The organism is Nitrospirillum amazonense (assembly GCF_007828045.1).
Classification (GTDB): domain Bacteria; phylum Pseudomonadota; class Alphaproteobacteria; order Azospirillales; family Azospirillaceae; genus Nitrospirillum; species Nitrospirillum amazonense_C.
Genome location: NZ_VITN01000005.1, coordinates 1 through 13,816, shown reverse-complemented (window position 1 = coordinate 13,816; position 13,816 = coordinate 1). Strand labels below are relative to the sequence as shown.

At 67.2% G+C, this 13,816-nt stretch carries 16 protein-coding genes; 8 read left to right on the top strand and 8 right to left on the bottom strand.

Translation table 11 applies throughout. The features are described from left to right. The first annotated feature begins 39 nt into the window (after positions 1–39). Entirely contained in the window at positions 40–423 is a 384-nt protein-coding gene (locus FBZ89_RS09770; RefSeq protein WP_145749823.1) for a type II toxin-antitoxin system RelE/ParE family toxin, read from the top strand. After that, positions 404–736 (top strand): helix-turn-helix domain-containing protein, encoded by a 333-nt coding sequence (locus FBZ89_RS09765; protein ID WP_145749822.1) that lies wholly within the window; start codon positions 404–406, stop codon positions 734–736. The genes FBZ89_RS09770 and FBZ89_RS09765 overlap by 20 nt, the downstream gene beginning before the upstream one ends. Positions 737–738: 2 nt before the next feature. On the opposite strand, the gene FBZ89_RS09760 is transcribed toward FBZ89_RS09765, so the two are convergent. The 6 genes from FBZ89_RS09760 to FBZ89_RS09735 form a co-directional block, all read right to left on the bottom strand. After that, positions 739–1,464, bottom strand: a complete 726-nt coding sequence (locus FBZ89_RS09760; protein WP_145749821.1) for an ABC transporter ATP-binding protein — start codon at positions 1,462–1,464, stop codon at positions 739–741. Continuing rightward, positions 1,464–2,306 (bottom strand): high-affinity branched-chain amino acid ABC transporter ATP-binding protein LivG, encoded by an 843-nt coding sequence (gene livG, locus FBZ89_RS09755; protein WP_281292011.1) that lies wholly within the window; start codon positions 2,304–2,306, stop codon positions 1,464–1,466. Before livG ends, FBZ89_RS09760 begins: the two co-directional genes overlap by 1 nt. Position 2,307: 1 nt before the next feature. Further along, entirely contained in the window at positions 2,308–3,621 is a 1,314-nt protein-coding gene (gene livM / locus FBZ89_RS09750) for a high-affinity branched-chain amino acid ABC transporter permease LivM (RefSeq protein WP_145749820.1), read from the bottom strand. 4 nt (positions 3,622–3,625) lie between these two features. Then, on the bottom strand, positions 3,626–4,558 hold the full coding sequence (locus FBZ89_RS09745; RefSeq protein ID WP_004273582.1) for an ABC transporter permease subunit: 933 nt from the start codon (positions 4,556–4,558) through the stop codon (positions 3,626–3,628). A gap of 227 nt (positions 4,559–4,785) precedes the next feature. Continuing rightward, positions 4,786–5,310, bottom strand: a complete 525-nt coding sequence (locus FBZ89_RS09740) for a GNAT family N-acetyltransferase (RefSeq protein ID WP_145749819.1) — start codon at positions 5,308–5,310, stop codon at positions 4,786–4,788. 19 nt (positions 5,311–5,329) lie between these two features. Then, positions 5,330–5,899, bottom strand: a complete 570-nt coding sequence (locus FBZ89_RS09735) for a helix-turn-helix domain-containing protein (RefSeq protein WP_186457280.1) — start codon at positions 5,897–5,899, stop codon at positions 5,330–5,332. A gap of 152 nt (positions 5,900–6,051) precedes the next feature. On the opposite strand from FBZ89_RS09735, the gene ggt reads away from it, so the two are divergent. From ggt to FBZ89_RS09710, 5 genes are all read left to right on the top strand, one after another. Next, positions 6,052–7,794 carry a gamma-glutamyltransferase gene (gene ggt / locus FBZ89_RS09730; RefSeq protein WP_246172117.1) on the top strand — a complete coding sequence of 581 codons (1,743 nt, stop codon included), beginning with the start codon at positions 6,052–6,054 and terminating at the stop codon, positions 7,792–7,794. Between the two features lie 187 nt (positions 7,795–7,981). Further along, a complete protein-coding gene (locus FBZ89_RS09725) occupies positions 7,982–8,296 on the top strand; it encodes a hypothetical protein (protein ID WP_186457279.1) in 315 nt (104 codons plus the stop codon). 115 nt (positions 8,297–8,411) lie between these two features. After that, a complete protein-coding gene (locus FBZ89_RS09720; protein ID WP_145729569.1) occupies positions 8,412–8,624 on the top strand; it encodes a hypothetical protein in 213 nt (70 codons plus the stop codon). Positions 8,625–8,900: 276 nt separating this feature from the next. Continuing rightward, complete coding sequence (gene efp / locus FBZ89_RS09715; RefSeq protein ID WP_004271878.1) at positions 8,901–9,470, top strand: elongation factor P; 570 nt, start codon at positions 8,901–8,903, stop codon at positions 9,468–9,470. A gap of 139 nt (positions 9,471–9,609) precedes the next feature. After that, complete coding sequence (locus FBZ89_RS09710; RefSeq protein ID WP_145749817.1) at positions 9,610–10,422, top strand: inositol monophosphatase family protein; 813 nt, start codon at positions 9,610–9,612, stop codon at positions 10,420–10,422. A gap of 66 nt (positions 10,423–10,488) precedes the next feature. On the opposite strand, the gene FBZ89_RS09705 is transcribed toward FBZ89_RS09710, so the two are convergent. Then, positions 10,489–11,880: an ATP-binding protein gene (locus FBZ89_RS09705; RefSeq protein ID WP_145749816.1), complete on the bottom strand. Its 1,392-nt coding sequence runs from the start codon at positions 11,878–11,880 to the stop codon at positions 10,489–10,491. Then, on the bottom strand, positions 11,877–12,623 hold the full coding sequence (locus tag FBZ89_RS09700) for a response regulator (RefSeq protein ID WP_145749815.1): 747 nt from the start codon (positions 12,621–12,623) through the stop codon (positions 11,877–11,879). Before FBZ89_RS09700 ends, FBZ89_RS09705 begins: the two co-directional genes overlap by 4 nt. 210 nt (positions 12,624–12,833) lie before the next feature. On the opposite strand from FBZ89_RS09700, the gene FBZ89_RS09695 reads away from it, so the two are divergent. Continuing rightward, positions 12,834–13,664, top strand: coding sequence for a MipA/OmpV family protein (locus FBZ89_RS09695; protein ID WP_145749814.1), 831 nt, complete (start codon positions 12,834–12,836; stop codon positions 13,662–13,664). Positions 13,665–13,816 lie beyond the last annotated feature (152 nt).

The window sequence follows — 13,816 nt, the reverse complement described above, 5'->3', positions numbered from 1 at the left end:
CGCTGTGTACTATAGTTTGTGGTGCTATGAGGTGGCGATGTGCGGATTTTCAAGACCAAGGGAGTGACGCGATTCACCCGCCGCGAGGGGATCGCCGACGCCTGTTTGAAGGAGGCGATCGAACGGGCCGAGCGTGGCATCATCGACGCTGACTTGGGCGGTGGCCTCATCAAGCAGCGTGTCGCGCGGCCGGGCCAAGGCCGGTCTGGTGGCTTCCGGATGGTCGTGGCCTATCGGGCCGCTGGCCGTGCCGTGTTTCTTTATGGGTTTGCCAAGAACGATCGTGAGAACATTGAGGACGATGAGTTGCAGACCCTTCGCACCATCGGCGCGATCTGGCTGGCGGCGGCGGCTGAAAATATCGCACAGGCCGTGGAAGATGGAGAGTTGAAGGAGATCGCCGATGACGACCAAGAAACCTAGTCGGTTGACCCAAGAGCTTCTGGAAATGGCTGCTGGTCAGCGCCGCCTTGGGATCATGGACGAGGCCATGCATCGCAAGATCACCGTGCGTCATTTGGGTTCTGACGCCTTGCCCATGGCGGAACCTATCACGGGTGACGAGGTCAAGGCGATGCGGGAACAAGCGCACCTGAGTCAGGCCGCGCTCGCCAAGTATCTGAATCTGACGACTGGTTATGTCTCGCAGCTTGAGCGTGGCACCAAGCAGGCCAAGGGAGCGGCACTCGTGCTGTTGAACGTGATTCGCCGCAAGGGCATCGAGGCGCTTCTATAAGTTCAATGCGCCCCACCCTCCAGGTAGGCCGCGCGCACCTGCTCGTTCGCCAGCAGTTCCCTGCCCGAACCCGTCAACACCACTTCGCCCGAGGCCAGGACATAGGCGCGGTGGGCCAGCTTCAGGGCGTGGTAGGCGTTCTGCTCCACCAGCAGGATGGTCATGCCGCGTTCCCGGTTCAGCTGCTCGATGACCTGGAAGATCTGGCGGATGATGAGGGGGGCGAGGCCCAGCGAGGGCTCGTCCAGCAGCAGCATGCGCGGCCGGCTCATCAGCGCGCGGGAGATGGCCAGCATCTGCTGCTCCCCGCCCGACAGGGTGCCGGCGCGCTGGGCCTGGCGCTTCTCCAGGATGGGGAACAGGCCGTAGCAGATGGCCAGATCCTCGGCGAAATGGGCGGGGTCGGCCAGGGTGGCGCCCAGCTGCAGGTTTTCCAGCACCGTCATGCGCGGGAAGATGCGCCGCCCCTCCGGCACCTGGGCGATGCCCTGTCTGGCGATCAGGTGCGGGGGCATGCCCACCAGGCTCTTGTCCTGGAACAGGATCTGGCCCTGCGCCGGCTTCGGGTTGCCGCAGATGGTCATCAGCAGCGTGGACTTGCCAGCGCCATTGGCGCCGATGAGGGTGACGATCTCCCCCTCGTTCACCGTCACGTTGACGCCGCGCAGGGCGTGCACGGGGCCATAGCTGGCGTGGACGTCGGACAGTTGCAGCAGCGGGCCGGCCATCAGGGCGCGCTCCCCCCGGCGGCCATGTCTTCGGCGTCAGGCTCGCCCAGATAGGCCTTGATCACCCGCTCGTCATTGCGGATTTCGGCCGGCGTGCCGGCGGCGATGCGGGCGCCATGGTCGACGACGAAGATGCGGTCGGAGATATCCATGACCAGGCCCATGTCATGTTCGATCAGCAGGATGCCGATGCCGTGTTCAGCGCGGATGCCGGCCAGCAGCTCGGCCAGCGCCCGGGTTTCGCGGGGGTTCAGGCCGGCGGCCGGCTCATCCAGGCACAGCAGCAGCGGGTTGGTGCTCATGGCGCGGGCGATCTCCACACGGCGCTGCATGCCGTAGGACAGGTTGCCCGCTTCCTCATCCGCCACCGCCAGCAGGTCCAGCCGGTGCAGCCAGTCGCGGGCGGTGTCCACCGCCGCCTCTTCCGCCGCGCGCCAGCCCTTCAGGTTCAAGAGGCCGGCCAGGGAGAAGACGGACTTGGGCATCAGCGCCTGGTGCTGGGCCACCAGCAGGTTTTCCAGCACCGTCATGCTGGGGAACAGGCGAATGTTCTGGAAGGTGCGCACCACGCCCGTGCGGGCGACACCGTAGCCCTTCAGCGTCTGCAGTTCGATTTCCCCCCGGGTCGGGTGGCGCAGCAGCAGCCGGCCGGCCGTGGGTTTGTAGAAGCCGGTCAGGCAGTTGAAGATGGTGGTCTTGCCGGCACCGTTGGGGCCGATCAATGCGGTGATGCGGTTGCGCTCCGCCGTCAGGTCCACGCTGTCGACGGCCAGCAGGCCGCCGAAGCGCATGGTGAGGCCCCGGACATCCAAAAGGGGCGTATCCAGAAGGGGTTCGGTCATCTCAGGCAGCCTCCGCCACGGGCTTGGGCTTGGCGGTGGACAGCCGGATGGTGGGCAGGCGGCCGGACAGCAGGCCGCCCGGCTTCCAGATCATGATCAGGATCATGGCCAGGCCGAAGGCCAGCATGCGGTAGTCGGCGAAGCCGCGCGCCAGTTCCGGCAACACGACGATGAACAGCGCGGCGATGATCACGCCCGCCTGGCTGCCCATGCCGCCGAGCACGACGATGGCCAGGATGGTGGCCGACTCCATGAAGCCGAAGCTCTCCGGGCTGACGAAGCCCTGGCGGGCGGCGAAGAAGCATCCGGCCAAGCCGCCCATCAGGGCGCCGGTGGCATAGGCGGAAACCTTCACCATGGTGGGGTTGATGCCCAGGGAGCGGCAGGCGATCTCATCCTCGCGCAGCGCCTCCCAGGCGCGGCCGATGGGCAGGCGGCGCAGGCGGGCCACGGTGTAGGCCGCCAGCACGGTCAGCGCCAGGATGACCAGGTAGAGGAAGATCAGCCGGTGTTCGGGGGCATAGGCGATGCCCGTCACCTCGCTGAAGGTCTGGCCCCCGGCCGGCGCCCGCCGGTCGAAGGTCAGGCCGAACAGGGTGGGGCGGGCGATGCCCGACACGCCGTTGGGCCCGCCGGTCAGGCCCTGCCAGTTCAGGATGATGATGCGGGTGATCTCGCCGAAGCCCAGGGTGACGATGGCCAGGTAATCGCCCCGCAGCCGCAGGATGGGCAGGGACAGCAGGACCGCGAACAGGCTGGACGCCAGGCCGCCCGCCGCCAGCGCCGGCCAGAAGCCCCAGTGCAGCTGCGTGGTTGTTAAAGCGCAGGTGTAGGCGCCGATGGCGTAGAAGGCGGCGAAGCCCAGATCCAGCAGGCCGGCCAAGCCCACCGTGATGTTCAGGCCCGTCGCCAACAGGATGTAGATCAGCGCCGTGGTGCCCAGGTCGATGACATAGCGGTTGGCGAAGGGCAGGAAGGGGAGAGCCATGGCTGCCAGCACCAGCAGCGGCCCGCCCCAGGGGCGCAGGCGCTGGGCGCTGGCGGGTGGGCGCCACGCCGTCAGGGGCGCCACCGCCTTGGCCAAGGGCGCCGCCAGCAGGCCCAGGATCAGGCGGCCCAGGAAGACGAGGACGCCGGCCAGGGGCACATAGGCCAGGTTGGCCTGCACCACCAGGCCCTGGTCCAGGTTGACGGTGCGCAGGCCCAGGAACGGGATGGCCAATACCATGGCGACCAGACCGGCGATGCCGGCGTCGCGCAGGCGATGGGCCAAGGGAAACGGGGTGCCGGTGGACGGGGATGCGGGTGCGGCCATGACCTCACACCTTCTCGATGTCAGGGCGGCCCAGCAGGCCCGAGGGGCGGACCACCAGCACCAGGATCAGGATGGAAAACGCCGCCACGTCCTTGTAGGCGCTGGAGACGTAGCCGGAGAAGAAGGCCTCGATCAGGCCGATCAGCAGGCCGCCCAGCATGGCGCCCGGCAGGCTGCCGATGCCGCCCAGGACGGCGGCGGTGAAGGCCTTCATGCCGGCGAGGAAGCCGATGTAGAAGTCGATGACGCCGTAGTAGAGCGTGACCATGACGCCGGCCACCGCCGCCAGCCCGGCCCCCAGCACGAAGGTGAGGGAGATGGTGCGGTCGACATTGATGCCCAGCAGGGCCGCCATGGTCCGGTCCTGCTCACACGCCCGCTGGGCGCGGCCCAGGGCCGTGCGGTTGATGACCAGCGTGAAGCCGGCCATCAGCGCCACGGTCAGCAGGATGATGAACATCTGGATGTTGGTCAGGCCCAGGCTGAAGTCGCCGTCGTGCCACAGGGTGACGCCGCCCGTCATGACCGGGGGCAGCGACTTCGACCGCGCGCCCTGGGTCAGCATGACGAAGTTCTGCAGCAGGATGGACATGCCGATGGCGGAGATGAAGGGCGCCAGCTTGGGCGCCGTGCGCAGCGGACGATAGGCCACGCGCTCGATGGTCCAGCCATAGGCGGCGGTAAAGGTGCAGGAGATGGCCAGCACGATGACCAAGGCCAGCGGCACCGAGGTGACACCGGCCCCCAGCAGCAGGGTGAAGGTGGTGACCGCGATGAAGGCGCCGATCATGTAAATCTCGCCATGGGCGAAATTGATCATGCGGATGATGCCGTACACCATGGTGTAGCCGATGGCGATCAGTCCATAGATGGCGCCCAGGGTCAGGCCGTTGATCAAATGCTGTAGGAATGTGCCGACTGCCAGCGTGAAACCCATTGCCGCCTTAACCGCCCCCATCCATGGCTGTCCGGCGTGCTTCGGGCCGATTCCCGCGCCGGCCTTGGCGCGGGTCCGCCATGCCGGGACCGGCTGCGACCTTAACCTCAGCGCGCGGGGGCGGCAAGGCGGCGGGGGTAAAAACACGGGCGCCGCAACATTTTTTACTGATGGCGACGGGTAATTGCGGGGTCTGACGTCGGCCAGGCGGCGTAATTCTCCGATATTTAAGCTGTTAAATGCTTGTACAGCAGGGTCGTCGCCAGGGCCGAACCATCGACATGGATGGCATAGCCCGGGATGTCGCCCACGGTCTGGAACCCGGCGCTGCGGTACAGCGCCCGGCCTTCATCACTACCCGTATCCAGCAGCAGCAGGGTGCGGCCTTCCGTCCGGGCCAGCGCCTCGACGGCGGTCATCAAGGCCCGGCCGATGCCGCGCTGGCGGGTGTCGGGATGGACCAGCATCTTGGCCACCTCCGCCCGGTGGCGGCCGTTGGGCGGGCCGGCCAGCAGCAGTTGCACCGTGCCCACCAGGCGGTCACCCAGCCACGCGCCCAGCAGGCGCCGCCCGCCCGTCTCCAGGCCGGGCCGCAGCCCTTGCCAGAAGGCGGTGGCCTCGTCCTCGGCGAAGGGCAGGATGAAGCCGACGCTGGCCCCGCCCAGGACGCAGGCATGCAGGATGCGGCTCAGGGCGGGGGTCTGGGCGTCCAACTCGGTGGCGGGGATTTCGCGGATGGCCAGGGCGGTCATGGTGGCTCGGGGGGCTTTCTCAGGGGCGGGTGATGGCGATGACGTAATGCGCGGCCTCGGGGCCGGGGCAGTGGAAGCGGCTGCCGCCGGTCAGGCGGTAACGCAGCGTGTCCCCCGCCGACAGCGCGTGGGGGATACAGTCCAAGGCCAGTTCCAGCCGCCCAGCCAGCATCCACAAATGATGCTCCAGCCCCGCCACCGGCGGCGCCTGATAGGCGATGACGGCGCCCACGGGCAGGGTGCCCTCCACCATCTCCGTCATATAGCCGCCGGCGGGCGGGGAGACGCCCCGGCGGTGGAAGCCGGTTTCGGGGTCGGTCCAGGTGGGCTGGGACTCGCGGGGGATGAACTGCTGCGGGTCGGCCTCCACCTCCGCCAGCAGGCGGGACATGGGGCGTTCGTAGGCGGTGCACAGCCGCCCCAGCAAGGCGGCGGTGGGGCTGGTCTCCCCCCGCTCCAGCCGGGACAGGGTGGCGCGGCTGATACCGCTGCGCTCCGCCAACAGCTCCAGGGTCCAGCCGCGCTCCAGGCGCAGGCTGGAGAGGCGGGCGGCCAGGCGTTGGTCGAAGGGATCGGGAGTCTGTTCCATAATGGGAATATTTCCCATATATGAGATAATCGTCAAGCCCCGCTGATCATGCCGCACCGCAAAATCATCTTATCTTTCGCCCGCGACCTGGGCATGCTGGTTTCTCCCGGCCGGCAGGCGGGACAACGATTCCAGAACAAGAGGGGTGACCGATGCGGGCCTGGCAGAGTGGCAAGGGGCAATCGGGTAAGGGCATCACGCGTCGTTGGGTCAATGCGGCCGCCGCGCTGGCGCTGGGCGTGGCGCTGGTCGGGCCCATCAGTGGGCCGCACGCCAAGGAGACGGCGACTGCGCCGGCCGCCCTGCTGTCGGGGGGCGTCGTGGCCTCGGCCGACACCTTCGGCACGGGCGCCGGGGCGGAGATCCTGAAGGCGGGCGGCAACGCCGTGGACGCCGCCGTGGCCACCGCCTTCGCCCTGGCCGTCACCTATCCCGAGGCCGGCAATATCGGCGGCGGCGGCTTCATGACCCTGTTCGTGGACGGCAAGCCCTATTTCATCGACTACCGCGAGGTGGCGCCCAAGGCCGCGACCCGCACCATGTACCTGGATGCCCAGGGCAATGTGGTCCCCAAGCTCAGCCTGGTGGGGGCCAAGGCCGCCGGCGTGCCCGGCACCGTCATGGGCCTGTGGGAGGCGCACCACCGCTTCGGCACGCTGCCGTGGGACCGGGTCATCCAGCCGGCCATCACCCTGGCGGAGAAGGGCTTCCTGCCGTCCGACAAGATCATCGCCTACCGCACCGACATGATGGCGCAGTTCGCGGGCACCAACTTCGCCCAGTACTTCGGCAAGATGGCGCCGGGCAGGACCTTCACCCAGCCGGAATTGGCCGAGACGCTGAAGCGCATCGCCAAGGACGGGCCCAAGGAGTTCTATACCGGCAAGACGGCGCAGCTGCTGGTCGCGCAAATGAAGAAGGACGGCGGCCTGATCACGGCGCAGGACCTGGCGGACTATAAGGCCAAGTGGCGGGAGCCCATCCGGTTCACCTGGCAGGGCAACGTCGTCTACACCGCGCCGCCGCCCAGCTCGGGCGGGGAGGCGCTGGCCCAGTTGCTGAAAATGAAGGAGCTGCGCGCCGCGGACTTCAAGGACGTGCCGCTCAACTCCGCCAAATACATTCACCTGCTGGCGGAGATCGAGAAGCGGGTGTTCGCCGACCGCGCCGAGTACCTGGGCGACCCGGACTTCTACAAGGTGCCGGTGGAAAAGCTGATCAGCGACGATTACCTGGCCAAGCGGGCGGGGGAGATCAACCCCACCGCCATTTCCCCCACGCCCGACGTGAAGCCGGGGCTGGAGCCCAACGAGACCACGCACTTCTCCGTGGTCGATAAGTGGGGCAACGCCGTTTCCAACACCTACACCCTGAATTTCGAGTTCGGGAATGGCGAGGTGGTCAGCGGCGCCGGCTTCCTGATGAATGACGAGATGGATGACTTCAGCGCCAAGCCAGGCGTGCCCAACGGCTTCGGCGTGGTGGGCAAGGACGCCAACGCCATTCAGCCGGGCAAGCGCATGCTGTCCTCCATGACCCCCACCATCGTCACCCGCGACGGCAAGGTCAGCCTGGTGCTGGGCACGCCCGGCGGCTCGCGCATCTTCACCGGCGTCTTTCAGGTGATGAGCGACGTCTATGACTTTCACATGCCCTTGCAGGCGGCGGTGGCGGCCCAGCGGGTGCACCATCAACTGCTGCCCAAGGACACCATCTACTACGATCCCTACGCGCCCCTGAAAGGGCCGGAAGCCGACGCGTTGAAGGCCATGGGCTACACCCTGGTCGACCAGGGCTGGAACATGGGGGATGTGGAGGCCGTGCAGGTGACCGGAACCGAGCTGCAAACCGCGTCCGATCCGCGAGGGCGCGGGGCGGGGCAGGTGGTGCACTAAGAATAACCATTTGTTTTTGTTGATGAATTGGCTGGTCACACAAAGTTCCCGGCCAATTCATAATTACGGTCGCATTAAGGCAAACATCGCCCTTAAATCGTCAACATCCGCCTCCAAGATACGAGCCATGGGAAGCCGATGACGGCACGAGCCGACAAGCGAGCATCCCCTTTTTGGAGGTAAGATCATGACGAGCGATTTCCTGCGTCTGGCGAAGGTGAAGCGCTTTGCCGCGGTTGCCGCACTGGTCGTGGTCGGGGTCGCCGCATCATCCGGTCTGACCGCGACCAAGGCGAAGGCCGACGAGTATTGGCGCCACCATCACCACGACTACTACCGCTACCACGACTACTATCGTGGCCCGCGGGTCTACGTGGCCCCGCCGTACTACTACGGCCCGCCGCGTCCGGTGTACGTGCCGCCCCCGGCCTACTACGCCCCGCCGCCGCCCCCGGTCTACTATCCGTCGGCTGGCCTGAACGTGGTCATTCCCATCCGTTAACGCCAACCCCTTAACGCCCCAACCCCTAACGCCAATGATTTAGCCGGCATCAAGCCCGGCCCCGGGGCGGAGCCCTGCCTGGTTCCGCCCCAGCCTTGGAAGCAGTGAGGCCATCATGTTGAAGAAAGCTGTCATCGTCGTCGTGGCCGGGTCCCTGCTGGCCGGCTGTTCCGGTCTGAACGCCCGCCAGCAGCGCGCCCTGTCCGGTGGCGCCATCGGCGCCGCGGGTGGTGCCGCCCTGACGGCCATCGTCGGTGGCCCGGTCCTGGCGGGCGCCGCCATCGGCGCGGCCGGTGGTGCGGCCGTGGGCGCCCTGATTAAGCCCTAAGGGGATCAAGGCCCGAGGTTGGTTCCAGTTCATTTCCCTGTAGTTCTTCTCATTCCCTGTTTCCCGTCCCATACCCTTGCAAGCCCGGCCGGTTTCGACCCGCCGGGCTTTTTTCTGCGCCGGTTTCCTGGAGGGGGTGGGGCATTCCCCAGGATTGTTTGCGGGATAACGCCGAAGGGGCATGCGCCTTGGGAATTCCGGCTGATCTTGTCCGGCTGGCAACAAGCTGCTAGGGTCCCCGCCGCTCGCAAACACCCAGGTTAAAGTTGAAGCACCATGAAGGTTAACGCCAACACCATGCGCCCCGGCCACGTTATGGAGAATAACGGCAAGCTGTGGGTGGTCGTGAAGACGCAGATCGTGCAGCCCGGCAAGGGCGGCGCCTTCATCCAGATCGAGATGAAGGACGTGCGCACGGGCACCAAGACGATCGAGCGCTTCCGCACCCAGGAAAGCGTGGAGCGTGCTCGCCTGGACGAACATGAGATGACCTTCCTGTTCGCCGAAGAGGGCGACAGCTACACCTTCATGGACAAGGAAACCTTCGAGCAGGTCTCCATCCCCGGCGATGTCGTCGGCGACGGCAAGGTCTTCCTGACCGATGGCATGGAAGTGACGGTGCAGACCTTCGAAGGCGCGCCCCTGTCGGTCGAGCTGCCGCAGACCGTGACCCTGCGGATCACCGAGGCCGACCCGGTGGTGAAGGGCCAGACGGCCTCTTCCTCGTACAAGCCGGCTGTGCTGGAAAACGGTGTGCGCATTCTGGTTCCGCCGCACATCGAGGCCGGCACCCGCGTGGTGGTCAGCACCGCCGAGGGCGAATACATGGAACGCGCGAAGGACTAAGCCTCCTTCCGCCGTCGCCCTCGGGGCGACAGGTTCGTTGCCAGAGCGAATTCCGCCTTCCGGTGGAATTCGCTCTCGGCTTTTATGGTAGGGCGGTCCCCCGGGGACCTGCCTGTGATGAGATCAAAAGGGACACCCCATGGCCGCCCGTTCCGCCATCCTCAACGTCATGACCAAAGCCGCCGAGAAGGCGGGCCGCGCCCTGGTGCGCGACTTCGGTGAGGTGGAGCAGCTGCAGGTTTCCCGCAAGGGCCCGGCGGACTTCGTATCCGCCGCCGACCGCAAGTCGGAAAACATCATCCGCGAGGAACTGTCCAAGGCCCGCCCCAGCTTCGGCTTCCTGCTGGAGGAAGCGGGCAGCGTGGCCGGCAGCGACCCGTCGCACCGCTGGATCGTCGATCCGCTGGACGGCACCACCAACTTCCTGCACGGCCTGCCGCACTGGGCCATCACCATCGCGCTGGAGAAGGAAGGCGAAATCGTCGCCGGCGTGGTGTACGAGCCGGTGCATGATGAGATGTTCTGGACGGAGAAGGGCGCCGGCGCCTTCCTCAACCACACCCGTCTGCGCGTCTCCGCCCGCCGCAACCTGCCCGACGCGCTGATCGCCACCGGCATCCCCTTCAAGGGCCATGGCGACCATGCCGCCTACCTGCCGCAGCTGCAGGCGGTGATGGGCGAGGTGGCCGGCATCCGCCGCCTGGGCGCCGCCGCCCTGGACCTGGCCTATGTCGCCGCCGGCCGCTTCGATGGCTTCTTCGAGACCAACCTGAAGCCTTGGGACGTGGCCGCGGGCCTGCTGATGGTGACCGAGGCCGGCGGTTTCGCCACCGAGATCGGTGGCGGCAAGGTTCCGCAGAGCGGCGCCAGCGTGCTGGCCGCCAATTCCCACCTGCACCTGCCGCTGGGTACCCTGCTGCGCAACGCCGGCAAGAAGAAGGCCGCCGGCTGACAGCCACGGCTTTTGCCTGGTTTTTCGCAAACAGCCCGGACATCAGCGTCCGGGCCGTTTGTCGTTTCAGCCGGCCGGCAACGTCACCCGCGCCTCCAGCCCACCGGCAAGACGGTTGCTCAGGACGATGTCGCCACCGTGGCCGCGTACGATGGCCAGCGCCGCCGTCAGGCCCAGGCCCACGCCGCCGGACACCCGGTTGCGCGACCGGTCCAGGCGGAAAAAGGGGCTGAACACCTGCTCCAGCGCGTCGTCCGGAATACCGGGGCCATCGTCCCGCACGATGATGGCCACCGTTCCCGGCGGTTGCTCCCCCGACACCCGCTCCAGCGTCACGGCCGGCGGGGTGGCGTGCTTTACCGCGTTCTCGATCAGGTTGGTGACCGCCCGTTTCAGCGCGAAGGGCCGGCCGCGATAGACGGCATGGCTGGGCCCCTCATAGGCGACGGCCACGCCCTGGTCGGCATACTCGTCGGCGATGGTGGTCAGCAGGCCGCCCAGGTCGAAGGCGGTCACCGCCTCCTCATCCGCGTCGTCGCGGAAAAAGGCCAGGGCACCATCGACCATGGCCTGCATCTCGTCCACGTCGCGGAACAGTCGCGCCTGCTGTTCCGCATCTTCCACGAACTCGCCGCGCAGGCGCATGCGGGTCAGCGGCGTGCGCAGGTCGTGGGAAATGGCGGCCAGCATGGCGGTGCGATAGCCCACGAACTTCTGGATTTGCCCCTGCATGGCGTTGAAGGCGCGGATGACGCCGCGCAGTTCGTGCGGGCCCGACTCGACGATGGGCGGGGCCTTGGGATTGGTGCCGAATTGCCGGGCGGCATCGGCGATGCGCTCGATGGGGCGGGACAGCTGCCGGGCGGCGATCAGCGACACCGCGGCGGCCGACAGCAGCAGCAGGATCAGTGCGATGCCGATGCGGAAGGCGCGGATGGTGTCGCGGCTGTGGCCCAGGGGAAGGTAGACCAGCCAGCTGTCGTCCTTCAGCCGCACGGCCAGGAACTTGTCTGGGAACCGGGCTGGGAACCGTACATGGGAACCGTATGAAAGGTCGTGCCACAGCAACGCCGCCGCCGGGTCGGTTCCGGTTGCCTGGAAGAGGCTCAGCCACGCGCTCTCCAACGGATGGAAGTCATCCAAGCTGATCTCCTGGCGAAGCAGCGCCGCTATGGGATCATCAGCCGGGTGCCATTCAATGCTGTAGAGCCGCGCGCTCGCGGCTGCGGCCAACGAGGGTCGCAGGGGCGGCGGGGCGGCCTCGATGGCGTGGGTGACGCTGGCCACGACCTGTACCAGCCCGGCGTCGTTGGCCGGCGTCGCCAGCCAGGCGCCGGCCAAGCTGACCACCAGGGCGCTCAGGATGACGGCCACCGTCACGGCCGCCATGATGGTCAGGGCGAATCGCCGTGCGATGGTGTCCTGCGACCAGGTTGGTACACACCGGCGCGGTATCATTGGCGGCGGACCTGCGGCGTGAAGATATAGCCGCCGTTGCGCACAGTGCGGATCAGCGCCGGACTCTTGGGATCTTCCTCCAGCTTGTGGCGCAGGCGGCTGACCTGCACGTCGATGCTGCGGTCGTAAGCCGCATGGCTCAGGCCGCGCGCCAGGTCCAACAGCTGGTCACGGGTCAGCACGCGCTGGGGATGCTCCACGAAGGCCAGCAGCAGGTCGAACTCCCCACCCGACAGCAGCACCAGGGTGCCATCCTCCGATCGCAGTTCCCGCCGCGCCACGTCCAGCCGCCAGCCGGCGAAGCTGAGGCAGGGGCGGGTTTCCGCCGGCCAGCCGCCGGCCTCGCCCGTCCGGCGCAGCACGGCCTTGACCCGGGCCAGCAGCTCACGCGCGTCGAAAGGCTTGGTCAGGTAGTCGTCGGCGCCGATCTCCAGTCCCACGACGCGGTCGGTGTGGTCGGCCATGGCGGTCAGCATGATGACCGGCACGCGCGACGCCGCGCGCAAGGTGCGGCACAGGCTGAACCCGTCCTCCCCCCGCAGCATGATGTCCAGGATCACCAGGTCGATGGGGCCCGCCGCCAGGGCTGCCCGCATGGCACCGCCATCCTCCGCCACCCGCACGGCATAGCCGTGCCGTTGGAAGAACAGCGTCAGCAGGGACAGGATGTCCTCGTCATCGTCGACGATCAGCAGGGTCGGCTGCTGGGCAGGGGCGGGCAGTGGGGCGGGCGGTAGCGTCATGGGGCGGCATGCTAGCACGCGCCGGCGCCGCCCGTTGTGTCGGTTGTCCCAAGCGATTGTTTCAGTCTGGACACATTGTGCCCATCCGGCAGCAAAGGCGACATCAGCCATCAAAAATCGGGGCTTAGGGTCCAGCCTCGTTCCGGGGCCGGTGGGTTGGGGCCTGGCCGCCGGGCGCCGTTTCCCCAAAGCCGAGAGGCCACGCGCCCCATGCTTTTCCGCACATCCGTTTCCGTTTTTGGCGTCGCGCTGCTGGCCGGCACCGCCCTTTCCGCCGGCCCGGCCCTGGCCGACGATTCGGTCACTTCCCAGGCCGCTCCCCAGGCCCGGCAGCCGCCGGTCTGGGACATCACCGTCGGCGGCGGCGTCGCCGTGCGCCCAAACTACGAGGGCAGCGACCGCTACCGGACGACACCGCTGCCGCTGGTCACCATCCGCTATGACGACATGCTGGCCCTGGGGCCGGAGGGGCTCAGCGCCTATTGGCACCAGGGCAATGTGCGTGTCGGTGCCGCCCTGACCTTTGATCCCGGCCGGAATGACAGCAATACCAACGGCCTTTTCAGCAACGGCGATGATCGCCTCAAGGGCCTGGGCGACATCGACACGTCGCTGGGCGTCAAGCTGTTCGGCGCCTATCAGCTGGGCCGCATCAGCCTGGACGCGTCCGTCACCAAGTACACGGGCGACCAGAACGACGGCGTGGTGCTGACGGCCGGTGCGGGCCTGCCGTTCAAGCTGGCCGACCATTTGATCCTGACGCCGCACGTGGGCACCACCTGGGCCAACGACAATTACATGCAGACCTACTTCGGCGTCACGCCGGTGCAGGCCGCCCATTCCCGCTTCGCGGCCTACACCGCCGGCTCCGGCTTCAAGGATGTCAGCGCCGGTGTCGGCGCCCTGTACCGTTTCAACGAGCACTGGTTCGTCACGGGCGACGTGTCGGTGAAGCGCCTGTTGGGCGACGCCGCCGACAGCCCCGTCACCTACGACGCCACCAGCGCCCGCGCCTTCGCGGCGGTGGGTTATCGCTTCTGAAAGCGGAACGCCCCCGGCGCCAGCGGCTCCGGGGGCGTTTTCATCCATCCGCGCAGACGCTTAGGGTCTGTTGATAAATTATCGCTTCAATCTGGTCGGTGTGTTTGGCGAAATGGTGTAGTTCCATTCGCCATGGAAGTCATGTCGACGGA